Genomic DNA, 23,217 nt, shown 5'->3' on the forward strand with positions numbered 1-23,217 from the left:
GCTCAGACGCGGACGAGGCGCCGGCCGAGCACCTCGTCCGCGAGGCCGTACGCCACGGCCTCCTCGGCGGTGAACACCTTGTCGCGGTCCATGTCCGCGCGCAGGGTGGCGAGTTCGTGCCGGGTGTGCCGGGCGAGCACCTCCTCCACTTGAGCGCGGATCCGTACCATCTCCTTGGCCTGGAGGGCGAGATCGGACACCGTGCCCTGGCGGCCGCCGGAGGCGGGCTGGCCGAGCAGCACGCGCGAGTGCTCCAGCACGAACCGCCGCCCGGGGTCCCCGCCCGCCAGCAGCACCGCCGCGGTGGAGGCCGCCTGCCCCACGCAGAAGGTGGAGATGGGCGCCGACACGAACGTCATGGTGTCGTAGATCGCCATCAGCGAGGTGAACGAGCCGCCGGGCGAGTTGATGTAGATCGCGATCTCGTTCTCGGGCGCCGCCGACTCCAGATGGAGGAGTTGGGCGATGACGACGTTGGCGACACCGTCGTCGATCTCGGTGCCGAGAAAGATGATCCGCTCGTTCAGCAGCCGGCTGAACACGTCGAAGGACCGCTCGCCCTGCGGGGTGCGCTCGATGACGTTCGGAATCGTGTAGCCGCCCATGGTCACAGTCCCATCCGTCGCTTCGTCGCGGCCGGCCGCACATCGGCGAACGACTCCACGACCTGGTCCACCAGTCCGTACTCCCGGGCCTCCTCGGCCGTGAACCAGCGGTCGCGGTCACCGTCCCGGGAGATCGTCTCCGGGCTCTGCCCGGTGTGCTCGGCGGTGATCCGCTCGATCGTCCGCTTGGTGTACTCCAGGTTGTCCGCCTGGATCTCGATGTCCGCGGTGGTGCCGCCGATGCCCGCCGACGGCTGGTGCATCATGATCCGCGCGTTGGGCAGCGCGTACCGCTTGCCGGCCGTGCCCACGCCGAGCAGGAACTGGCCCATGCTGGCGGCGAAGCCCATCGCGAGCGTGGAGACGTCGTTGGGGATCAGCCGCATGGTGTCGTAGATGGCGAGGCCCGCGTGCACCGAGCCCCCGGGGCTGTTCACGAACAGGCTGATGTCGGTGTGCGGGTCCTCCGCCGACAGGATCAGCAGCTGGGCGCACACCCGGTTGGCCGACACCTCGTCGACCTGGGTGCCCAGCAGCACGATCCGCTGCCCGAGCAGTTGGGCGGCGAGATGGTCGTCGAACCGGGTGGGCGCTGTGTCGCCCTCCTCGGCCCGCGGGGCGAGCATGGTGAACGGAGTCATCGGTCCTCCTCGTGCGGTCGTGGACGCCGTCGCCTCCACTGTTGCCCCACCACCGCGCCCACCGGGGGTTTCTCTGCCCGCGGCAGATCTGCCGAGGGCAGAGCGCGGGCCTTCCCCGGGCGCGCGGGGGACTTCTCGGGCGAGGAGCGATGAGTTCCGCGCGCCGCCCCGGTCTCTACTCGCGACCGGGTTTCCCACCCCAGGAGGACGACATGACCGCCGACGGTTTCACCACGTGCCTGTGGTTCGACGACCAGGCCGAGGAGGCCGCGCAGTACTACGTCTCGATCTTCAAGAACTCCAGCGTCGACAGCGTCTCCCACTACCCCGAGGGCTCCATGCGCCCCGCCGGTACCGTCCTGACGGTCGAGTTCACGGCCAACGGCCACAGGTTCTGCGCCCTCAACGGCGGCCCGGAGTTCAGGTTCAACGAGGCGATCTCCTTCCAGATCTTCTGTGCGGACCAGGCGGAGATCGACCACTACTGGACCAAGCTCACCGAGAACGGCGGCGAGGAGGGCCCCTGCGGCTGGCTCAAGGACCGCTTCGGCGTCTCCTGGCAGGTCGTCCCGGACCGGCTCGCCGAGTGGACGACCGACGCGGACCCGCAGAAGGCGTCCCGGGCCACCCAGGCCATGCTGGGCATGAAGAAGCTCGACATCGCCGCCCTGGAGAAGGCGCACGCGGGCGAGTGAGCGCCGGTCAGTGTCCGGTGCGCTCCGCGACCGCCCGGGTGATCTCCCGGGCGAGCCGCAGGATGCCGGGGGAGCGCACCGGGCACGGCTTCGGCGTACTCGTCGTGGGGGCCAGACAGAAATGCAGATGGTCGTCGTCGCGGTGCAGCGCGGTGCGGCCCCGCCCCGGCTCGGTGCAGTAGCCGGGGTGCGCGCGCTCGTACGCCGTGCAGGGCAGATGCCGGGTCCAGGTGTAGCGGTCCGAGGCGAGGCTGACCGCGCGGCCCGCGTCGGCCACGGCGTCCTTCGACGCCGCGGCCTGTTCCTCGTACACCCGGTTCACCAGCCGCACCCGCTCCGGGGTCATCGGGTCCGGGCCCTGGAGCACCCACACGATCGCCGGCCGCCTGGCGCCGCCCGCCGCGGCGATCTGCTCGGTCAGCCGCCGCGCGTCGGCGGTGTAGCGCTCCAGATAACGCTCGCGGGACCCGGCGTAGGTGATGCCGTCCATGCAGGGCGTGTAGCCCCAGGAGTTCCCCCAGAACTGGAGCACCACGACGTCCGGACGCAGTCCGCGCACCAGTGCCGCCGCCTTGTCCGTGTCCGGCACCAGCGACCGTTCGCCCGTGCCCTCGAGGTAGTCGCACAGCGTGGTGCCCGAGTAGGGGGCGCTCGTGTACCGGGCGCGCAGGTCGCGGCGGAGTTCCTGGCCGAGGACGTTCTGGTTCTCCATGGCCAGGGAGTCCCCGAGATACAGCACGACCGGAGCCGTCGTGGGCGGGGGCGAGGGCGCGGCCGTGGGGGAGGCGGCGGCCCGTTGGTGGGTGGTCTCCGGCAGGGGAGCGGCCACGTCCCGCCCGGACGCCGGGTCGCCGCACCCGGCGAGCAGCAGCGCACCGGTCAGCAGTGCTCCCACGAACCACGGTCTGCGCATTCGCCGACTCCCGCCCCGGACAGAGGAGTTCCCCAGGCAAGCACATCCCGCGCGGGGGCGGTAGTCACCCCCCGGACAAGGGAGGCGTCCGGTGCGGCGCAACTGTGTGTGGTTTCTTGGCGCGGAGTTGGGGTGCGCGTCACACGCCGTCCCTACGGTGCGCGGCATGAGAAAGCCTTATCTCCTGCTCGGCGCCGCCGTCCTCACGCTCGCCCTGGCCTCGCCGGCCACGGCCGGGAACCCGCCCCGCCCCGGGGACTTCGGCCGTGCCACGCTCACCGGATTCGCGTCCCTGCCCGCCGAGACCTTCGTACCGGACAGTGAACCGTCCGGCGCGTTCATCGGCGCGGGCCCGTTCAACGGCATCGCCGCCCCGTTCGCCGGCCAGCCGGTGCAGGGCTTCAGCGGCATCGTGAACCGGCACGACGGCACCTTCGACGTGCTCTCCGACAACGGCTACGGCGCCAAGGCCAACAGCGCCGACTTCCTGCTGCGTGTGCACCGCATCGCACCCGACACCAGGACCGGCGAGGTCAGTGTGCTCGGCGGCTTCGGCCTCAGCGACCCCGACGGGCTGGTGCCGTTCCCGCTCACCCGCGCCGACCGCCGGCTGACCGGCGCCGACTTCGACGTCGAGTCGATCGTGCGGTCGGCGGACGGCACCTACTGGATGGGCGACGAGTTCGGCCCGTACCTGCTGCACTTCTCCGCCCGCGGCCGGCTGCTCCGGGCGCCGGTCGCGCTGGACGGGGTCCGGGCTCCGGAGACCGCCGCCCGGACCGGGGAGCAGGCCACCATAGGCTCCAGCAAGGGCTTCGAAGGGCTGGTCCGGTCCGTCGACGGCCGGCGCCTGTACCCGCTGCTGGAGGGCTCGGTCACCGGTGACACGCCCGGTGACCTGCGTTTCAGCGAGTTCGACCCGCGCCGCGGCGCCTACACCGGCAAGCGGTTCGTCTACCGTCTGGAGTCGTCGGCCCACGCCATCGGCGACGCCGTCGCGGTCGACCGCCACCGCTTCCTCGTCATCGAGCGCGACGGCGGCCAGGGTGACGCCGCCAAGTTCAAGCGGATCTACCTGGCCGACACCCGCGACCGCGACGAGGACGGCCTGCTCGACAAGACCCTGGTGGCCGACCTGCTGGACATCGCCAACCCCAGGGGCGTCGGCGGCTTCGGGGAGACCTTCCGGTTCCCCTTCACCACCATCGAGGACGTCGTCCTGCTCGACGACCGCACCCTGGCCGTGCTGAACGACAACAACTTCCCCTTCTCGTCGGGCCGTACGCCCGGCGAGGCGGACGACAACGAGTTCATCACCGTCCGTCTCGCCGAGCGACTGCACGCCGACCCGCGCGCCTTCCGCTAGACCCGGTGCGTCAGACCCGGTCCGCCGCGATGAGCAGGTACTGGAAGCTGCCGTTGCGGTAGGCGTCGAGGAACGTGTCCTCGATCCCGGTGACCAGGTGGTCGGCCTGGCGGCGCAACTCCCAGTAGGGGATGGCCGCTTCCGTCAGGTCGGCCACATGCACCGGCACCAGCCGGTTGCGGGCCATCGCCCGGAAGTACTCCGAGCGCGGGTGGATGTCGCAGATGTAGTGGGCGTTGATCAGCGACACCTCGCGCGAGGCCCGGCCGTAGGTGTCGTTGTAGCAGCCGGTGATCGTCACATAGCGCCCGCCGCGGCGCAGCAGCCGGGAGTGCTCGGCGAACAGCAGGTCCAGCTCGACGTACATGGTCGACTCGTTGTTCCAGGACGCCGCGTACGCGCCGGTCTCGAAGCCGGTGTCGAGCATGTTGCGGTGGTGGTAGCGCACCTTGTCGTCGATGCCGCGTTTGCGGGCCTGCGCGCCCGCGAACTCCGCCTGCTTGGCGGAGATGGTCACGCCGTCGGCGTGGCAGCCGTACCGCAGATGCGCCGTCACGCTGCCGCCGCCGCGTCCGCAGCCCGCGTCGAACACCCGGTCCTGCGGGGTGAGCCGGCCCAGGTACCCGGCGAGCAGTTCCGCCTGGGCGTGTTCGAGCCGGTGCAGCTCGGCGGTGAGGCGCGCCCTGCGCAGTTCGGGGTCGTCCTCCTGGAGCACGGTCCAGTCGGCCTCCCCGATGCCGTAGTGGTGGTGGTACAGGTCGTCGACCCGTCCGAGTTCGAGGTTGACCGGGTTCTCCTCGGCGTTCCAGTAGTCCGCGACGCGGTTCTGGTACGTGGACTGGGTGGGCAGCGTCGCGGTGCGGGTGTCGGGGGCGAAGGTCAACGGAACTCCTTGTTCTTCGGACGTATGACGGTGGATCGGGGCCGGCTCCGGGGAGGGCCGGGTCACCAGTAGTCGGGCAGGTGGTAGCGGTGGCTGTTGGTGGCGTGCCACTCGTGGTTGCCGGCCACCCAGTCCGACAGCCCCTGGGCGTAGCGGGCGAGGACGGGTGAACCGGCCGACAGCAGCGCGGACTCGGTCTCGAAGGACTCCATGACCCGGTTGTGGATCTCCACGCTGCGGAGGTAGGCGGCCTTCAGCCCGCACCGCTCGTTCGCGGCGACCACCACGGGCAGATTGAGGTGCGCCGGATCGCCCAGTTCCTTGGTGAAGGAGTAGAGGTCGTTCACGATCGTGGTGGCGTTGCAGGCCAGCGCGGTGATGCGCTGGACCTCGGGCCGCGAGTACAGCGCCTCGGGCAGCTCGTAGCCGTCCACGGCGTCCACGATCGACAGACAGGGGCGGAAGTTGTTGAACTGGCGCATCACCAGGTACTCCCAGACCCGCGGCCGGTACCCGGTCTCCGCCCAGCCGGCCTCGCCGAGATAGCCCAGGTGCAGCCGGGCCATGTCGTGCACATAGCGGGTGGCCTGGCTGGGAGTGGCGAGCGCGGCGAAGTCCTTCATGGCCCAGAAGTACGACCGCAGCGGCCCGTCGGTGTGCATGCCCTGGCGCCACTCCTCCTCCAGCTCCGGTGTGCCGTGGTAGGGGTCGAGCGCGGACTGCGCCAGCACCAGCCGGCCGCCCAGGCCCCGGTGGGAGGCGCCCCGCCCCTCGTCCTCCTCGCAGTAGCAGCTGTCGACGAGGTTCTCGGCCAGCAGCAGCTTCCCGGCGGCCGTGAGCCGGTCCAGATCGGCGGCGCCCGGATGCTGGAGCACCACGGCCCGGCCGAACTGGAAGCCAGAGAAGTCCCCCGACCAGGTCTCCGGGAACAGGTCCAGCCCGCGTGCCCAGTCCTCCAGCCTGCGGTCCACCTCGCTCGCCCGGCCGGCGTCGGCGGGGGCGACCGGACGGTGCCGGAGTCCGGGGACGGCTCCGCTGCGCCGGGTGCGCGGCCCGGCGACGGCACCCGGTGGGCCGGGCAGGGCGAACGCGGTGCGCCCGGGGGCGGGGTCGGGTGGCGGGGGTGGCCCGGGTGCGGTCGCGCCGGGGACCGGTGGGTCCGGCGGGCCGAGGGGGGCGGGGGAGGGCCAGTGCGGTCGCAGGGCCGCGGCGATGTCCGGGGGACCGGGCAGCGGAAGACGGATCGGTGCCGGCGGTTCGGGAGGTGCCGCCGGGACCGGGTCCGCCGGTTCGGGCGGAGGGACCGGTGCCGGTGCCGTTGCCGGTGGTTCGGGCAGCGGGGAGCGGGCCGGTCCGGGCGCCGGCGGCAGGGCGGGTCCCGGCGGGGCGGGCCGCTCCGGTACGTCGGCCCCGGCGCGGCGGGCGCGCAACTCGGCGGCGAGGTTCGGCGGGCCGGGCAGCGGGCGCGGCGCGGCGGGCTCCGGCGGGCTCACGGGCGGTGCGGTGGACGCCGCCGGGGTCCGCGGCTGCGGGGCGGACGCGGGGGGATCGGGCAGCGCGGGCGCTGCCGGGGGCGGTGCGGACGTGGTCATGTGTGCGTGCTCCACGCGGTCAGTCGGCGGTCCGGCCGATCTGGACGTTCTCCAGGGCTCCGGCCGCGTCGGGGACGAGGATGGCCAGCGAGTAGTAGGCGGTCACGAGGTAGTTGAGGATCGCGGCGGTGTCGATGCCCGTGAACCGCACGTTCAGGCCCGGCTGGAACTCCTCCGGGATGCCCGTCCGGTACAGGCCGACCACGCCCTGGTCGGCCTCGCCCGTGCGCAGCGCGAGGATGCTGGTGGTGTGCTGCGGGGTGACCGGGATCTTGCCGCAGGGGAAGACGGGCACCCCGCGCCAGGCGGGCACCTCGTGTCCGTTCACGGTGGCCGTGCCCGGCACCAGACCGCGCCGGTTGCACTGCCGGAAGAACGCCGCGATGGCCTTCGGGTGGGCGAGGAACAGCTTCGTCCCGCGCCGCATGGAGAGGAGCTCGTCCATGTCGTCCGGCGTCGGCGGTCCGGTGTGCGTACTGACGCGCTGTCCGTGGTCGACGTTGTGCAGCAGCCCGAACTCCCGGTTGTTCACCAGCTCCCACTCCTGGCGATCGCGGATCTCCTCGATGGCCAGGCGGAGTTGCTGCTGGGTCTGGTCCATCGGCTCGCTGTAGAGGTCGGCGACCCTGGTGTGCACCCGCAGCACGGTCTGGGCCAGCGACAACTCGTACTCACGCGGGGTGAGTTCGTAGTCGACGAAGCCGCCCGGCAGCGTGGGCTCACCGCTGTGGCCGGCCTGCAGCGGCACCTCGGCCTCACCCTTGCGGTTCACCGGCAGCCGCTGCCGTTCGCCGTACGCCGTGAGGTGCGCGGCCAGTGAGGGGACCCGGTCGGTGAACTCGCGGACCACCTCCCGGGGCAGCACCAGCACCGTGCCGGCCGTGTCGGCGCGCACGGAGGTCGGCCAGAGCGGGTCCGGCCGGCCGATCGCCTCGTCGCCGAGCGGGTCGCCGTCGGTGACGGTGCCGACGGTCTGCTCCTCGCCGTACTTACCGGCCGTGTAGCGGGTGAAGCGGCCGTGCACGACGAGGTAGTTCTCGGTGACCGGCTGCCCCGCCTCGTACAGGACCTGTCCGGCGCGCACCTCTCGTACCCGGAAGCGGGCGGCGATCTCCCTGAGGACGTCGGGATCGTCGTAGCCGCGCAGGGCGGGGAGCTCGGTGAGGGTCTCCGGGACGACCCGGATGTCGTCGGCGCCGTTGTGCTCGAAGTGCACCCGGCCCCCGCCGGGGCGCAGGCTGAGCCGCCGGTTGACACGGTAGGCGCCGCCCCTGACGTCCACCCACGGCAGGGCCTTCAGCAGCCATCGGGAGGAGATGCCCCGCATCTGGGGCACGGACTTGGTGGTGGTCGCGAGATTGCGTGCGGCCTGGGTGCCGAGACTGGTGAGCTGACCGTCGGATGCGGGGGCCGGGCCGTCGGTGACGGCCTCGGCGGTGCTGTCCGGCGTGGACACATTCCCTCCCGGGAGATGAACGGGCACATGATCGTCGGTGGGCGAGCGGGTCAGGCTCGATGACTGGTGCTGTGGCCGGAGAGGTTTGCCGGAAAGCTCGCCGCGTCCGGTGCGGTGCGTCGCAAGGCGGAGCATCGTCCGCGTACCGGATGCACTCGGGTGATGCGACAACGCGGCGAGGTGCCGTGCCGGGCGTTGCGATCCGGTGAACCCCTCTGGTCACAGCACCAGCGAAACAGGAGTGACGCGAGGCGGGTACGGCGTGAAGGGGGCGGCTTCGCGCGTCTGCGGTGGCAAACATTCCGGTTGAGGCGGACGGCGCCGGGTGCCCGTGCCGCACGCCGCCCCACGCGCCCCGCGCCCCAGGGGGCGCGCGCTCCCGAGTGGATCACCCTCCGTGATCCACTCGGGCCGCCGCGCCCTCCCGCCGCGCCAGGGCACGCGTGCCCGGACCGGCGCGGCGTTCGGGCCCGCCCGCTCCCGTGTCCGCGCCCCGGCCCGTCCCGCTCCCGGCCCCGTAGCGGAACGGAACGTTCGGCGCGCGGCCGGGGCGCGGGATGGATAGCGTGGGATTCCGGACATGTCCCCGAATCCGAGAGGGCCGACCATGGCCGCACGACCTGAGGGAACCCCCTGCTGGGTGGACGCGATGTTCACCGATCTGGAAGAGGCCAAGAGCTTCTACGGTGACGTCCTCGGCTGGACCTTCGGCGAGCCCTCGTCGGAGTACGGCAACTACACCCAGGCCTACGCCGACGGCAAGGCGGTCGCGGCCGTCGTGCCGCCGATGCCGGGTCAGGAGGGCGTCTCGCAGTGGTGCCTCTACATCGCCTCGCCGGACGCGGCGGCGACCGCGACGAAGGTCCGCGACAACGGCGGTGAGGTGCTGATGGAGCCGATGCAGGTCGGCGACTTCGGCACCATGTGCCTGGCGCGCGACCCAAGCGGTGTCGTCTTCGGCGTCTGGCAGGCCGGCGCGCACGAAGGCTTCGAGGCCCCGCCCGAGCAGGCCGGCGCGTACTGCTGGGCCGAGGTGTTCACCCGGGAGCCGGAGAAGTCCGACACCTTTCTGCCGGCCGTCTTCGGCTACAGCTCGAAGCAACTGCAGGACGACAACGTCGACTTCCGCATGTACGACCTCGGCGAGGACACCGTGCTCGGCCGGATGCGGATGACGGAGGAGTTCCCGCCCGAGGTGCCGCCGTACGTCAACGTCTACTTCTCGGTGCCGGACTGCGACGCGGCGGTGGCGAAGGCCACCGAGCGCGGTGGTGTGCTGCGCTTCGGCCCGATGAACTCGCCGTTCGGCAGGTTCGCCGCGATCAGCGATCCGCAGGGCGCCAACTTCTCGGTGATCGACCTCACGACGACCGAGGGCGAGATGCCGAAGAGCACCGACGTCTGAGGCGGAGCGCCTGGGGGTGGCTCCCCGGAGACAGGGCGTCCGCGGCAGGGCGCCCGGGCACGACAGGACGGCGCGCCGGCCCATGGCATGATCGGACGCATGCGTGAACGTGTGGTGGCCGCGTGCGACGGGGCTTCTAAGGGAAACCCCGGACCGGCGGGCTGGGCCTGGGTCGTCTCCGACGCGTCGGAGACGCCCGACCGCTGGGAGGCCGGCCCGCTCGGCACGGCCACCAACAACGTCGCGGAGCTCACCGCGCTGGAGCGCCTGCTCGCCTCGACGGACCCGGCCGTGCCGATCGAGATCCGGATGGACTCGCAGTACGCCATGAAGGCGGTCACCGCCTGGCTGCCCAACTGGAAGCGCAACGGCTGGAAGACGGCCGCCGGCAAGCCGGTCGCCAACCAGGAGCTCGTGGTCCGCATCGACGAACTGCTCGGGGGCCGCGAGGTCGAGTTCCGCTACGTCCCCGCGCACCAGGTCGACGGCGACCGGCTCAACGACTTCGCCGACCGGGCCGCCAGCCAGGCGGCGACCGTCCAGGAGAGCGCGGGCAGTGCCCTCGGCTCACCCGAGCCGCCGGCCGCGCCGGACGTCCCGGCCAAGGCCCCGCGTCGCAAGCCCGCCGCCCGGGGCGCGCGCAGCGGCGGGAGCGGTGGGAGCGGCGGCGCGGGGTCCTCGCGCACGCTCAAGGCGAAGTTCCCCGGGCGCTGCGGGGTGTGCGGCCGTTCCTACGCGGCGGGCGAGCAGATCGCCAAGAACGCCTCCGGCTGGGGCCATCCGGAGTGCCGCACGGCCGGCGCCTGACGGTCACCGGGCCCTGAGGTCCCCTCAGGCCGCGTCGAAGGTGTAGTGCGCCGTGTGGTCCAGCAGATCGGCCGGGCGCACGTCGTTCCAGGGCGTCATCGTGTCCTGGAGGTCGACGACGTTCGCGGTTGCGGCGGCCGGGAGATAGCCGGAGCCGGGGTGACGGCGCTGCCAGTCGGCCCAGAGCTTGTCGATGTAGGCGTGGTGCAGCCAGAACACCGGGTCGTTGGGGGAGACCCCGGTGGCCATCTGCCCGCCGACCCAGACATGGACGCGGTTGTGCAGGTTCACGCCGCGCCAGCCCTCCAGGTGGTTGCGGAACCCGTCCGAACCGCTGTTCCAGGGCGCCATGTCGTACACCGGCATCGCGAGGACCGAGTCCACCTCGGCCCGGGTGGGCAGTTCGCGCACGGACGTGCCCAGCGAGCGGCGCAGGAACGTACGGCCGTCGACGCGGACGGTGACCGGCCAGTCGCCGGTGGACGCGGCGAACGGCCCGTCCATGACCCGGCCGTCGAGGCTGCGCCCGGTGCCGCCGAGGAAGTCCGGCGCCCACAGCGAGGACCGCGTCGAGCGGTCGGCCGTCCAGTCCCAGTACGGGAGCGCGACGGTGGCGTCGACGTCCTGGAGGGCACGCTCGAACTCCAGCAGGAATCTGCGGTGCCAGGGCAGGAACGAGGGCGAACGGTGGCCGGTGCGGGGGCCGTTGTCGGTGTCGGCGACGATGTACTGGTTGTGTGTGCCGACGAAGGTGTCGTAGCGGCCGCTGCGCTTGAGTTCGATGACGGCGGCGACGAAACGGCGCTTCTCGTCGGCGGTCAGGTTCGCCTGGTTCTTGCGGACGGTCATGTGCGGTGCTCCAAGTGCGTGTGGTGCGTCGAGTGCGGCCGGGGCGCGGTCAGTTGGCGGGGAACGGCAGCAGCGCCGCGCCCTGGAGCTCGTCGACGGCGGCCCGGGCGGCGGCGCGCGGGGTGGTTACCGGCTCGTAGTGGCTGACCACGCTGATCCAGCTGCCGTCGGCGTTGCGCATCGTGTGCAGCTCGACGCCGTCCACGAACACCGCGTAGCCGGCGCCGTGATGGTGGCCGCCGCCGGCCATGCCCTGTATCCGGCGGCCCTTGTAGACCTCGTCGAAGGGCTGGGGGCCGCCGTGGTGGTGACCGGCGGGTGCGGCGGCTCGGTCGCGGGCGGCCGGGCCCGCGGTGGTGTCGGGCGCGGCGGCCACGGCGGTGGTCGTGGCGCCGACCGCGGCCACGGCGGCCCCGGCGGCTCCGAAGACGATGGCGCGACGACGGGTGAGTTCCGGCATGCGGACCTCCTGGGTTCGGGAACGGATGTCGTCGCATGCCTATCGGGCCGTGGCGCACGGCCGGAAATCCCTTCGGACCGGTTGGCTCCGATCCGGACAATTACTCACATGTCATGCAAGGTTGAACCAAGATGATCTTGCTGTGAACGGGCCTCGGTCTGCCCGGAAGAGGGAATTCCTTCCCCTTCGCGGCGGGTTCGTGGCGATCTTTCGCCCTGCCCGCGGTCGGCGCGCGGTGCGACCCGCTCCGGGAAAGTGGCGCGTTCCGCGACCTCGACGCCTGCTACCCTGCGTCGCGAACCGACCGCTATGAGTAATGATCAGGGGTGCGTGTGAAGGTCGCCATCGCCGGAGGCGGGCCCGCCGGCCTGTATCTGTCGATCCTGCTGAAGCTCCAGGATCCCGCCCACGACATCACCGTCCACGAGCGCGATCCCGAGGGCTCGACCTACGGCTGGGGCGTCACCTACTGGCAGGGCCTGCTCGACCGGCTGCACGCCCACGACCCGGAGTCCGCGCGGGCCGTCGACCGGGCCTCGGTCCGCTGGAACGAGGGCGTCGCCCGTGTCCGCGGCCTCAGCACCCGCCAGCCCGGCGACCAGGGCTTCGGCATCGGCCGCCACCGCCTGCTGGAGATCCTCGCCGACCGGGCCCGCTCCCTCGGCGTGCGCCTGCGCTTCGAGCACGAGGTCACGGACCCGGGCGCGCTGGCGGCCGAGGCGGACCTGGTGGTCGCCGCCGACGGTGTCCGCAGCGCCCTGCGCACCCGGCACGCCGGCCACTTCGGCACCGAGGTCCGGGCAGGCCGCAACACCTACGTCTGGCTCGGCACCACCAAGGTCTTCGACGCCTTCACCTTCTCCTTCGTCGAGACCGCGCACGGCTGGATCTGGTGCTACGGCTACGGCTACAGCGACACCCACAGCACCTGCGTCGTCGAGTGCGCCCCCGACACCTGGACCGGACTCGGCCTCGACAGCGCCGCCGGGCCGGACGGACTGCGTCTGCTGGAGAAGCTGTTCGCGGACGTCCTCGACGGCCACCCGCTCATCGGCCGGGCCCAGTCCGACGGCAACGCCCAGTGGCTGAACTTCCGCACGCTGACCAACCGCAGCTGGCACCACGGCAACCTCGTCCTGCTCGGCGACGCCGCCCACACCACCCACTACTCCGTCGGCGCGGGCACCACCCTCGCCCTGGAGGACGCCATCGCCCTGGCCGCCGCCCTGCGCGAGGAGCCCGCGCTCCCCGAGGCCCTGGCCCGCTACGAGCGCGAGCGCCGACAGGCCCTGCTGTCCGCGCAGAGCGCGGCCCGGCACAGCGCCCAGTGGTACGAGAACCTGCCGCGCTACATCCACCTGCCGCCCCGGCAGATGTTCGCCCTGCTCGGCCAGCGCCACTCGCCGCTGCTGCCGTACGTCCCGCCCCAGCTGTACTACCGACTGGACCGCGCCGCGGGCCAACTGGAGCCACTGCGCAGGCTCAAGCGCTGGCTCGGGCCGAGGCTGGCCCGCGGCTCCCAGACCCGCGCGCTGGAGTCCCGCAGATAGCGGACCCGGCCGGCTCGGCGGATCGCGTCGTTTGAGGTGCCGACGTCACGGAAACCCGGTGCACATGGCTGAGCCGACGCAGGACACGGGCCGTGACGAGACCCGCGAGGAGCGCGCCGACCGTATGTGGGCCGAACTCCTCCAGGAGGTCCGCGTGGCCCAGATGGGCGTGCAGATCCTCTTCGGCTTCCTGCTGACCGTCGTGTTCACGCCGACCTACCGCCGGCTCGGAGACCTCGACCAGGCGATCTACATGGTGACCGTCGTGCTGGGCGCCACCGCCACCGGCACCCTGATCGGCCCCGTCTCGCTGCACCGGCTGGTCTCGGGCCGCCGGGTGAAGCCGGAGGCGGTGCGCTGGGCCGCGCGGCTCACCCTGGTCGGCCTCGTGCTGCTGCTCGCCACCATGACCGGCTCCCTGCTGCTCATCCTGCGGGTGGCGACCGACGGGGACTTCGTGCCCTTCGTGGTCGCGGGGGTCGTCGTCTGGTACGTGCTGTGCTGGTTCGCCGTCCCGATGTGGACGAGGCACCGTCACACGGACTGAGCCGCCTGCCGCGCTTCGGCGTCCGGGCGGGCCTGCCGCGTTCCGGCGTCTGGCCGCCCGCCGCGCTTCGGCGCCCGGGCGACCGCTTCCCGCCCGGTGCGGGGCGCCCCAGTACCGGCCGGCCGCTTTCCGCCCGCCGCCCGGCGGGACCGCCCCTCGTCGCGCACCCCTGGCTCGAAAGGAAGCTCGATATTCGGGCGGGGCCCGGACAGGATGGCCCCATGACCGCGCGCCCTCTGCCCTCCAGCACCCCGGCCGCCCAAGGCGTCGACGCCACCGGCGTCCTCGCCCTCCTCGACGCGCTCGACGCCGCGCCCGACATCGAACCGCACAGCCTCATGATCCTGCGCCACGGGCATGTCGTGGCCGCCGGCTGGTGGGCGCCGTACACCCCCGAGCGCCCGCACCTGCTGTACTCGCTGAGCAAGAGCTTCACCTCGACCGCCGCGGGCTTCGCCTTGGCCGAGGGGCTGATCGGCCTCGACGACACGGTGGTCTCCCACTTCCCGGAGTTCGAGGCGGAGATCACCGACCCGCGCAGCCGCGCCATGCTCGTCCGGCACGCGGCCACCATGTCCAGCGGGCATCTCGCCGAGATGGTCGACACGGCCTACGGCACCGATCCCGCCGAGCCGGTCCGCGGCTTCCTGCTGCACCCGCCGGAGCGCGACCCCGGCACCGTCTTCACCTACAACCAGCCCGCCACCTACTCCCTCGCCGCGATCCTCCAGAAGGTCACCGGGCAGTCGCTGAGCGACTATCTGCGTCCCCGGCTCCTGGACCCGCTCGGCATCGGCGAGGCGGCCTGGCTGCGCGACGGCACCGGCCGCGAGCTCGGCTTCAGCGGACTGCACCTGACCACCGACGCCGTCGCCCGGTTCGGCGAGCTGTATCTGCGCGACGGCGTCTGGGAGGGGCGGCGGCTCCTGCCGGAGGGCTGGGTCGGCGAGGCCACCCGCGCGCATGTGCCGACCGCGGGCCGCATGGGCCGCACCGACATCCCGGACTGGGACCAGGGCTACGGCATCCAGTTCTGGCGCTCCCGGCACGGCTTCCGGGGCGACGGGGCGTACGGCCAGTTCTGTCTGGTGCTGCCCGAGCAGGACGCCGTGGTCGTGACGACCGCGGCCACCGAGCGGATGCAGGCCGTGCTGGACCTCGTCTGGCGGCATCTGCTGCCCGCCTGCCGTCCCGCCCCGCTGACCGGCGCCGACGCGGCCGACGCCGCGCTGCGGGAGCGGCTCGCCGGGCTCGCGCTGCCGCCCGCGACCGGCAAGCCCGCCCCGCCCGAGCGTGCCGAGGACTGGGCCGGGGCGTCCTTCACCCCCTACGGCGGCGTCCGCCCGGACCCGCGTGGCCTCACCGGTGTCGCGCTGGACGAGGGCCCCGACGGCTGGACTGCCACCCTGACCGACGGCGGCCGCCGGACCGGCCTGCGCCTCGGCACCGGCGGCTGGACCGTGAGCGAGGAGCCGCTGCCCGTCGCCGTCAGCGGCGGCTGGACCGACCCGGGCACGCTGGAGTTCGCGGCCCAGTTCCTCGAGACACCGCACCGGCTGGTGATCACCTGCACGCTCGCCGACCGCGCCTTCCGGGCCCGCTGGCGGACGGAACCGCTGAACGCGACCCGGCTGGACCGGCTGCGGGCGCCGGTGTCCGGGGCCTGACCTTTCACATCGGTTGCGTGCGCCTGCGTCCGGAGCTTGACCCTCCGCACCGGCTGCGGGCGCCGGTGTCCGGGGCCTGACCTTTCGCACCGGCTGCGGGCGCCGGTCTCCACGGCCTGCCCCTCCGCACCGGCGCCCGAGCCCTCTCACCCGGCGGCCCGAAGCTTCCCTCACCCGGCCCTGAAGCTCCGCAGGGCGACGTCCAGCGCCTCCCGGCTGGCGGCGCCGTCCCACTGGGCGGCGGGAGCCGACCAGCGCAGCGAGAAGCCACGGCCGCCGCCGAGGAGGAAACCACGGCCGAGGGTGCGCACCCGCTCGCCGTCCGCCGTGGCGATCCACTGCAGGTCCGCGGCCTTGCGGCCCTGGTACGTCAGCGCCCGGATCTCCCCGATCCGGCGGTAGTCGCCCGCCGCGCGCAGCCCCGGCTCCACCTCCCGCCAGACGGTGACCGGGTCGGGGCCGACCCGCTCGCTGTAGGTGACGGTGAGCGTGCGCGGGTCGCCGGACCGGCCGAGGACCACGCGATAGGCCAGGTCCGCCATCCGCGTCGTGTTCAGCGGCTTCCAGCCCTCCGGCAGGTCGACGGAGAACCCCTCGGGGGAGTCGTAGGTGCGGAAACCGCCGGCCGGGGCGGGGGCGGCCGTCGTGGGACCCGGGGGCACGGAGGGCGGGACGGCCGGTGCGCCCGGCGTCGTCGGAGCCGGGTCGGCCGGAGCTGTCGGGGCGGCCGGGGCTGAGGTCCGGGGCGCCGCACCGCCCGACGCGGTCGTGTCGGAGCCGGACAGTGCGCCCGTCGCGACCAGCACCGCCACGGTGACCGTGACGACCGCGAGGGTCGTACCGACGGCCAGCATGCGCGCGCCCCGGCCCGCACCCGCGTGCCGCACGGACGCGTACGCCCGCCGCAGCCGGGGCCGCTGCAGCACGCAGGACGCGTCGGTCTCCTCGCGCAGCGCCCGGTCCAGGGCCTCGCGGACCACCGGCCGGGGCAGCCGCTCCAGCGAGTTCTTGCGGAGCAGCCCCTGCACGGCCCGGCCGAGCGGACCCGCGCGCACCGGCGCGCGCACCGGCAGCTTGTCGACGCTCCTCAGCGTGGCCTCGGGCCGCTCGCGCTCCCGGAACGGCGGGCGGCCCTCCACCATCGTGTAGAGGATCGCGCCCAGCGCCCACAGGTCCGCCGCCGGGCCGATCCGCTCGTCCCTCGCCTGTTCCGGTGAGGCGTACGACGGTGCCGCCAGCCGGGGCGCGAGCGTCGAGCCCGCCAGCCCGAACCCGCCCACGACGGCCGGGCCGCGGTCCGGGACGATCACCTGGCCCGGGCTCAGCTCGCCGTGCGTGATGCCCGCGGCGTGCGCGGCGTCCAGCACGTCCAGCAGCTCCACGCCGATCCGCGCCGCCCGGACATAGTTCAAGGTGCCCTGCTGGGCGAGGAGCTCACCGAGCGGGGTGCCGCCCACCCAGTCCGTGACGGTCCACAGCGCGCCGCCCGAGGTCACCGCGTCCAGGACCGCCGGGACCCGGTCCGGGCACAGCGACCGCATGGTCTCCGAGGCCCGCATCACGCGGCCCACCGTTCGCCGGGCCGCCCGCGCGTCCATTCCCTCGGGCAGCCCCACCTGTGTCAGCAGGCACGGGCGGCCCGTCTCCACGTCCTCGCCGTACCAGCCGACCCGGTTCGTCTCCTGGTGCACCACCTGAAGGGGCCGGTATCTGCCGGCGATCAACTCTTCCGCGGAGACATGCGCCTCGACCATCGTCATTCCTTCGCTGCACCCCTGGCTGCCACCCTTTCCCAGAGGTACGGCGAGCGAGCGGCCGCGTGTTCAACGGCCGCGACAACGTTGACCCGCCGTCAGGACAGGTCCTCCGTGCCGGGGATCAGCCCGAAGCGCCGCGTCCATACGGCCATGTCGGCGGGCGAGGCGTTGCCCCCGCACACCACGAGGCCCAGCCGGGCGCCCTCGCCCACCCGCTCCAGGACCTGCCGAGCGGCGGGCAGCAGACAGCCCGCGGCCGGTTCGGTCCAGAGCCTGGCGTGCTCGGCGAACTCCAGCGAGCCCCGCACCGCCTCCCGGTCGGGGACCACCAGCACCTCGGTGACCAGGGCCGCCACATGCTCGTACGTCAGCCGGGACACGGACGGGGCGCTCAGGGTGCTCACGATCGACGACAGCAGCACCGGCACCGGTCCGCCCGCCGCGAGCGCCGCGGACATCGCCTCGGCGCCCTCCGTCTCCACGCCCCACACCCGCACCCCCGGCCGGCGTGCCGTCAGCGCCGCCGCCACCCCGGCGATCAGCCCGCCGCCACCGATGCTGACCAGGACGTCCGTCAGCTCCCCGGCGTCCTCGGTGAACTCCAGCCCCACCGTGCCCTGGCCCGCGATCACCAGCGGGTCGTCGAAGGGGTGCACCAGGGTCAGGCCCTCGTCGCGCAGCCGCTCGGTCAGTGCGAACGCCTCCTCCATGGCGTCGGTCAGCCGCACCGTGGCCCCCGCCGCCTCGGCGAGGCGCACCGCGCGGGCCGGGGCCGAGCGCGGCATGACCAGCGTTGCCTTGACCTCCAGCGCGGCGGCCATGGTCGCGAACGCGATGCCGTGGTTGCCGCCGCTCACCGCCACCACCCCGGCCGCGCGCTCCGCCGCGCCGAGCGACAGCAGCTTGGCCGTCGCCCCGCGCACCTTGAACGAGCCGGTGTGCTGGAGGAGTTCCAGTTTGGCCGTGACGGGTGCGCCGAGCAGCTCGCCGAGTCCCGGGCTCCGCACGGTGGGTGTGCGGACGATGTGCCCGGCGATCCGCTCCGCCGCGCCTTCGATGTCCGTGATGCCGATCAAGGCCGTGCCTTTCGTTTCGTTCCGTGCCGTCGGCCCGCTCCGCCGCGCTGTCAGGCGCCGAAGAGCTGGGTCCAGTACGTCCCCGCCCGGCCGCCGCCCGCGAAGCCGATGCCGATGTGGGTGAACTCGGGTCTGAGGATGTTCGCCCGGTGGCCCGGGCTGTTCATCCAGCCGGTGACCACCTCGGCGGCGGAGCGCTGCCCGCAGGCGATGTTCTCGCCGGTCGAGCGCCGGACGGCGCCCACGGCGACGGCCCGGTCCCGGGGCCCGCTGCCCTCCGGCGAGGTGTGGGAGTAGAAGTCCCGGGCCACCATGTCCGCGCTGTGCGCCTGCGCGGCGCGGGTCAGCAGCGGGTCCGCGGCGAGCGGCGGCAGCCCGGCCGAGGCGCGCTCGCGGTTGGTGAGCGCCACGACCTCCGCCTCCGTGCGCGCCAGGTCGCCCGGTCCGAGGGGCCGCGCCCACAGCGCGGTCCAGAACACGTCACCGCCCCCGCCGCCGGTCGCCCGGCCGAGAGCGGCGTGCGTGAACACGGCGTCGTGCAGGATGCGCCGGGCGTGATCGGTCCGCAGACAGGAGCCCAGCAGCTCCTGCGGGGTGCGCGGCCCGGACACCAGATGCTCGCCGACGCTGACGTACGCGTATCCGGTGCGGGTCACGCGCTGGTAGACCGCCAGGCCGTCCCGCCCCTCCACGCCGAGACGTCCGGCGGCGGCCATCGTGGCGGCGTGCTCGCGCGCCGCGGCCGCGAGGCGGGCGTCCCACGTCACGCGCGGGGCACCGGCCCGCGCACGGGCGGAGTTGACCGGTCCGATCCAGGCGTCGGCCGTGACGGTGTCATCCGGGCCTGCCCGGTGTCCGGACACAGCCGGGCCGACGCGCAGATCGACGACAGTGGGGGCGGCGCCGACGGGGGCGGGGCCGTCGCCCACCGAGACCGGCGCGGTCTCCGCCTCGCTCTCCACCACGTCCACCCCGAAGTCCCGGGCGACACCGGCCAGCCCTTCGGCGTAGCCCTGGCCGAGGGCCCGTACCTTCCAGGTGTCGCCGCGCCGGTAGATCTCCGCCAGCAGCAGCACCGTCTCCGTGCGCGGGCGCGGCGGTGCGAACCGGGCCAGGGAGCGGCCGTCCGTACCGGAGACCTGGAGGGCGGGGGAGGGCAGCCGGCTGAGCGGGGTGTCCGGATCGGCGGGGCTCACGACGACGGTGACCCGGGTGGCGCCGGACCGCAGGGCGCCCGGGTCGAGGGTGAGCGTGTCACCGCCGAGGCGGGCGCCCGGCGCGGCCGGCTGGTTGTAGAACACGAAGTCGGCGTCGCCGCCCACCCGGCCGCCGTCGTCGGTGATCAGCGCGGAGACGTCGAACGGCCCCGGCACCCGCACGGTCAGTGTCCCGCGAGGGAGCGCCAGATTGCCCCCGGGAACCAACTCGGTCATCACGCGCCCCCCTGTCGTGACCAGGGACGCGGCGGTCCGGCCGCGGCCCCGGGAACTGTCGTCCGGATCATGCCGACGCCGACCGCCGGGGCGCCGCGCCCCACGCGGCCGGCCCGGTCCGGATGACTAGCCCCTGGACCAGTCAACGCGCGGGCCGTACGGCTGGTTCCCGCCCCCGGCGCCTGGCGGGAGCCCGCCGCTGTCCGTCGGGAACCGGCCGGATCTCCGCGGCGTCCACGGAGATCCGCCGGAGGGGCCCTACCCCTCGTCGATCACGCCCGCCCCGATCGCCGCCCGCGGCTCCACGGGCACCGCCGCCCGGGGTGCCGCGCTCTTCCCGCAGAACGCGGACTCCAGCGTGCCGAGCATGGTGTCGAGGACGCGGCTGTTGTTGGACGTGTTGGCCATGGCCGTCAGGCTGCGCCTGCCGTCCTTCGAAGTGAACGCGTAGGTGTAGTAGCCCTGGACGGCGCCCGTGTGGCCGTAGACCGACACCCCGCAGGACAGGGTGCGCCGCCGCAGGCCGAGCCCGTACGCCGTGGTGCTGTTGACCTTGGTCCACTTCGTCATCCGGGTGAGGGACGCCGGCGAGACGAGCCTGCCGCGCAGCAGGGCCGAGGTGAAGACGTTCAGGTCGCGGGCGTTGGAGATCAGCGCCCCGGCGCTCTGCGCCCAGGACACCGTCTGCCGGGTGGCGTCGACCGGCGCCGCGCCCGCCGTGTCGGAGGTGAGATAGCCACGCGTGTGCGTGCCGGGCAGGGCCGTGCCCGGGTGGACGTAGAAGGTGTTCGTGAGTCCCAGCGGCTCGATGATCCGGGTGCGGTACGCGGTGGCCACGCTCTGTCCGGTGAGCTTCTCGATCAGCATGCCGGCGACCACGAAGTTGGTGTTCGAGTACGCGTAGGCCCCGCCCGGCGTGCCCGTGCGCGGGTGGCTCAGGGAGCGGCCGACCAACTGCCGGTAGGTGAAGACCTTGTTGCGGACCGCCTCGAAGCCGGACACGGACCTGGCGAACATCGCGTTCGTGTAGTCGTAGAGCCCGCTGCGGTGGCTCAGCACGTGCCGGACGGTGATCCGGTCGTCGGGCAGCAGCCCCGGCAGCACCCGGTTCACGGGGGAGTCCAGGTTCAGCCTGCCCTCGTCGACCAGCTGGAGCAGGACCACGGCCGAGAAGACCTTGGTGACGCTGCCGATGCGGAAGCGGTCGGTGGTCGCGATGGTCCGTCCGGTCCTGCGGTCGGAGATCCCGCGGCGCACCCGGTGCACGGTGCCGTTGTCGTCGACGCGCGCGAAGGCACCGGGCGCGCCCTGCCGTCGCGCGGTGTTCAGCACCGTGCCCAGTCCCACGAGGTCGGGCGCGGCCGGCGCCGCGGCCCGGGGGGTGTCCTCGGCCGCCGAGGCGGGGGCCGGTACCGCGAGGAACGACAGCATCACGGCGCCGAGCACCGCGGTCCGGCTCGCCTTTGTGTTCACCATCCGGCTCTGCTCCCTTTCCGCCCGGGTGGTTGGTCATATCCGCGCACGAGATGGGGGGTTTATGTGCGAGATCGGTCACATCCGGGCTGGGCAACTTTCTCGCATCCCGTCACATCTCCACAGACGACACACAGTTGGCGCCGGCCGAACACCTGCCCACACCGGCGGAACCGGCCGATCTGACACGAAGGAATCTTCGACAGTGCGCACAAGACCTCATATACGCGGCCTGGCGGTCGCCGTCGCCGTGGCGTCGGCCGCCACGGGCCTCGCGGGCACGGCATTCGCCGGGACCGACGCCCCGGCCCCCTCCGTCGTCGACGCGGCGCGGTCCGCGGCCTTCGCCCACGCGAGCGCGACCGGAGTCGCCCGCGGCGACGAACTCCAGCCGCAGGACGTCATGGTCGACCCGGAGGGCGCCCGCCACGTCCGGTTCGTCCGCACCCACCGGGGCATGCCGGTCCTGGGCGGCGACCTCGTCGTCCACCTCACCTCGAAGCTGGCGTACGCGGGAGTGACCCGCGCCGCCGACCACGCGGTCCGCCCGGACGGGACCCGCGCCGAGCTGACCGCCGGCGAGGCCCGGGCCAAGGCGGCGGCCGCGACGGACGGCACCGCCGGCACCGCCCAGCTCGTCGTGGACGCCCGCGACGGCGAGGCGGCCCTCGCCTACCGGATCCACGTCACCGGCGGCGACGCCGAGGCCACCGGCTCCAGCACGGTCGTCGTCGACGCCGTCACCGGCGAGATCCGCAGCAACACCCCCGACGCCGAGGAGTTCCTCTCGCCCAGGGTCGTGCGGACCCTGCGCGCGCGGGGCGAGCAGATCGACCCGGCCACCGGGATCGCGCCGGCCACCCCCCGCCTCACCGGGGCGGGCCCGGCCGCCGCCTACCCGGCACCCGCGACCGGCGTCGGCAAGTCGCTGTTCGCCGGCCAGGTCTCGCTGTCCACCACACGGACCGCCCGCACCACGTACGTCCTCAAGGACCCCCGGCGCTACGGCACCGAGACCCGGGACGCCAGGGGCCTGGAGCCGGTCCAGTTCGGCCAGGCCAAGCGGCTGACCAGCTCCACCAACACCTGGGGCAACGGCACCGTCGGCAACCGCATGAGCGCCGCCGTCGACGCCCAGTACGGCGTCGCCGAGACGCTGGACTTCTACAAGGAGCAGTTCGGCCGCAAGGGCATCAAGAACGACTCCAAGGGCGCCCGCGCGATCGTCCACTTCGGCAACAAGGTCGGCAACGCCTTCTGGTACTCCTACTGCGGCTGCATGCTGTACGGGGACGGCGACGGCGAGCTGTTCAAGAAGCCCCTGGTCGTCCTCGACGTGACCGGGCACGAGCTGTCCCACGGCGTCGTCGACGCCACCGCCCGCCTGGAGCCCACCCGGGTGGACTCGCGCGGCGTCCAGTACGGCGAGCCCGGCTCCCTCAACGAGTCCCTCGCCGACATCTTCGGCTCCGGCGTCGAGTTCCAGGCGAAGAACGCCAAGAACCCGCCGAACTACCTCGTCGGCGAGAAGCTCGGCCTGGAACAGAAGTTCCTGCGCCGCCTCGACAAGCCGTCCCTGGACGTGCTGGAGGGCGCGATCGACTACTGGTCGCCCGCCGTCTACGACGCCGAGGTGCACGCCGGCTCCGGCGTCTCCTCGCACGCCTTCTACCTGCTCGCCGAGGGCAGCGGCCGCAAGAGGATCGGCGCGGTCACCTACGACTCGCCGACCTACGACGGCCTGCCCGTCAAGGGCATCGGGCGTACCAAGGCGCTGAAGATCTACTACCGCGCCCTGACCCGCTACATGGTCTCCACCACCGACTTCCACGACGCGCGCATCGCGACGATGAGGGCGGCCAAGGACCTGTACGGGCTCAACAGCGTCGAGTACAAGGCCGTCAGCCGTTCCTGGGCGGCCGTGAACGTCCGGCTGGCCAACACCCCGGCCGTCAGGCGCTGACCGCCGGACCCGTTCGACACTTCGGCCGTCAGGCGCTGACCGCCGCACCGGCCGACACCCCGGCCGTCAGGTCCTGACG

At 73.2% G+C, this 23,217-nt stretch carries 20 protein-coding genes; 8 read left to right on the top strand and 12 right to left on the bottom strand.

Going from position 1 to position 23,217, the window contains the following annotated elements; translation table 11 throughout:
• Positions 1–2 precede the first annotated feature (2 nt).
• Positions 3–605: a ClpP family protease gene (locus ACFYR0_RS07000; protein ID WP_386379940.1), complete on the bottom strand. Its 603-nt coding sequence runs from the start codon at positions 603–605 to the stop codon at positions 3–5.
• Between the two features lie 2 nt (positions 606–607).
• A complete protein-coding gene (locus ACFYR0_RS07005; protein ID WP_389322694.1) occupies positions 608–1,246 on the bottom strand; it encodes an ATP-dependent Clp protease proteolytic subunit in 639 nt (212 codons plus the stop codon).
• A gap of 212 nt (positions 1,247–1,458) precedes the next feature.
• Here ACFYR0_RS07005 and ACFYR0_RS07010 point away from each other — a divergent pair, with 212 nt between their 5' ends.
• Entirely contained in the window at positions 1,459–1,941 is a 483-nt protein-coding gene (locus ACFYR0_RS07010) for a VOC family protein (protein ID WP_389322696.1), read from the top strand.
• Positions 1,942–1,948: 7 nt separating this feature from the next.
• Here the strand turns inward: ACFYR0_RS07010 and ACFYR0_RS07015 are convergent, their stop codons facing one another.
• Positions 1,949–2,854 (bottom strand): SGNH/GDSL hydrolase family protein, encoded by a 906-nt coding sequence (locus ACFYR0_RS07015; RefSeq protein ID WP_389322698.1) that lies wholly within the window; start codon positions 2,852–2,854, stop codon positions 1,949–1,951.
• A gap of 166 nt (positions 2,855–3,020) precedes the next feature.
• Here ACFYR0_RS07015 and ACFYR0_RS07020 point away from each other — a divergent pair, with 166 nt between their 5' ends.
• Positions 3,021–4,220 (top strand): esterase-like activity of phytase family protein, encoded by a 1,200-nt coding sequence (locus ACFYR0_RS07020; RefSeq protein WP_389322700.1) that lies wholly within the window; start codon positions 3,021–3,023, stop codon positions 4,218–4,220.
• A gap of 10 nt (positions 4,221–4,230) precedes the next feature.
• On the opposite strand, the gene ACFYR0_RS07025 is transcribed toward ACFYR0_RS07020, so the two are convergent.
• From ACFYR0_RS07025 to ACFYR0_RS07035, 3 genes are all read right to left on the bottom strand, one after another.
• Entirely contained in the window at positions 4,231–5,103 is an 873-nt protein-coding gene (locus ACFYR0_RS07025; protein WP_389322702.1) for a geranyl diphosphate 2-C-methyltransferase, read from the bottom strand.
• Between the two features lie 62 nt (positions 5,104–5,165).
• On the bottom strand, positions 5,166–6,185 hold the full coding sequence (locus ACFYR0_RS07030) for a family 2 encapsulin nanocompartment cargo protein terpene cyclase (RefSeq protein ID WP_389322803.1): 1,020 nt from the start codon (positions 6,183–6,185) through the stop codon (positions 5,166–5,168).
• A gap of 529 nt (positions 6,186–6,714) precedes the next feature.
• Complete coding sequence (locus ACFYR0_RS07035; protein WP_389322704.1) at positions 6,715–8,151, bottom strand: family 2B encapsulin nanocompartment shell protein; 1,437 nt, start codon at positions 8,149–8,151, stop codon at positions 6,715–6,717.
• Positions 8,152–8,758: 607 nt separating this feature from the next.
• Between ACFYR0_RS07035 and ACFYR0_RS07040 the strand changes: the two genes are divergently transcribed.
• Both ACFYR0_RS07040 and ACFYR0_RS07045 read left to right on the top strand, forming a co-directional pair.
• Positions 8,759–9,556, top strand: a complete 798-nt coding sequence (locus tag ACFYR0_RS07040) for a VOC family protein (protein WP_389322706.1) — start codon at positions 8,759–8,761, stop codon at positions 9,554–9,556.
• Between the two features lie 87 nt (positions 9,557–9,643).
• A complete protein-coding gene (locus ACFYR0_RS07045; protein WP_389322708.1) occupies positions 9,644–10,363 on the top strand; it encodes a ribonuclease H in 720 nt (239 codons plus the stop codon).
• Between the two features lie 24 nt (positions 10,364–10,387).
• Here ACFYR0_RS07045 and ACFYR0_RS07050 read toward each other — a convergent pair whose 3' ends face one another.
• Both ACFYR0_RS07050 and ACFYR0_RS07055 read right to left on the bottom strand, forming a co-directional pair.
• Entirely contained in the window at positions 10,388–11,212 is an 825-nt protein-coding gene (locus ACFYR0_RS07050; RefSeq protein WP_389322710.1) for a tyrosinase family protein, read from the bottom strand.
• 49 nt (positions 11,213–11,261) lie between these two features.
• A complete protein-coding gene (locus tag ACFYR0_RS07055; RefSeq protein WP_389322712.1) occupies positions 11,262–11,672 on the bottom strand; it encodes a tyrosinase cofactor in 411 nt (136 codons plus the stop codon).
• Between the two features lie 326 nt (positions 11,673–11,998).
• On the opposite strand from ACFYR0_RS07055, the gene ACFYR0_RS07060 reads away from it, so the two are divergent.
• The 3 genes from ACFYR0_RS07060 (at position 11,999) to ACFYR0_RS07070 (ending at position 15,436) form a co-directional block, all read left to right on the top strand.
• Positions 11,999–13,222, top strand: coding sequence for an FAD-dependent monooxygenase (locus ACFYR0_RS07060; RefSeq protein ID WP_389322714.1), 1,224 nt, complete (start codon positions 11,999–12,001; stop codon positions 13,220–13,222).
• A 64-nt stretch (positions 13,223–13,286) separates the two neighbouring features.
• The gene (locus tag ACFYR0_RS07065; protein WP_389322716.1) at positions 13,287–13,769 is read left to right on the top strand and encodes a DUF6328 family protein; all 483 of its coding nucleotides are present in this window, start codon (positions 13,287–13,289) and stop codon (positions 13,767–13,769) included.
• Between the two features lie 221 nt (positions 13,770–13,990).
• Positions 13,991–15,436 (top strand): serine hydrolase domain-containing protein, encoded by a 1,446-nt coding sequence (locus ACFYR0_RS07070; RefSeq protein ID WP_389322718.1) that lies wholly within the window; start codon positions 13,991–13,993, stop codon positions 15,434–15,436.
• A gap of 170 nt (positions 15,437–15,606) precedes the next feature.
• On the opposite strand, the gene ACFYR0_RS07075 is transcribed toward ACFYR0_RS07070, so the two are convergent.
• The 4 genes from ACFYR0_RS07075 to ACFYR0_RS07090 all read right to left on the bottom strand — a co-directional run bounded on the left by ACFYR0_RS07075 (position 15,607) and on the right by ACFYR0_RS07090 (position 21,178).
• Positions 15,607–17,196: a serine/threonine-protein kinase gene (locus ACFYR0_RS07075; RefSeq protein WP_389322720.1), complete on the bottom strand. Its 1,590-nt coding sequence runs from the start codon at positions 17,194–17,196 to the stop codon at positions 15,607–15,609.
• Between the two features lie 92 nt (positions 17,197–17,288).
• The gene (locus ACFYR0_RS07080; protein WP_389322722.1) at positions 17,289–18,269 is read right to left on the bottom strand and encodes a threonine/serine dehydratase; all 981 of its coding nucleotides are present in this window, start codon (positions 18,267–18,269) and stop codon (positions 17,289–17,291) included.
• Between the two features lie 50 nt (positions 18,270–18,319).
• Entirely contained in the window at positions 18,320–19,702 is a 1,383-nt protein-coding gene (locus tag ACFYR0_RS07085; protein WP_389322724.1) for a CAP domain-containing protein, read from the bottom strand.
• A 258-nt stretch (positions 19,703–19,960) separates the two neighbouring features.
• On the bottom strand, positions 19,961–21,178 hold the full coding sequence (locus ACFYR0_RS07090; protein WP_389322726.1) for a serine hydrolase domain-containing protein: 1,218 nt from the start codon (positions 21,176–21,178) through the stop codon (positions 19,961–19,963).
• Positions 21,179–21,380: 202 nt separating this feature from the next.
• Here ACFYR0_RS07090 and ACFYR0_RS07095 point away from each other — a divergent pair, with 202 nt between their 5' ends.
• Positions 21,381–23,138, top strand: a complete 1,758-nt coding sequence (locus tag ACFYR0_RS07095) for a M4 family metallopeptidase (RefSeq protein WP_389322728.1) — start codon at positions 21,381–21,383, stop codon at positions 23,136–23,138.
• Positions 23,139–23,217: the final 79 nt, after the last annotated feature.

This window comes from Streptomyces sp. NPDC005017 (genome assembly GCF_042873115.1).
In the GTDB taxonomy this organism is placed as follows: Bacteria; Actinomycetota; Actinomycetes; order Streptomycetales; family Streptomycetaceae; genus Streptomyces.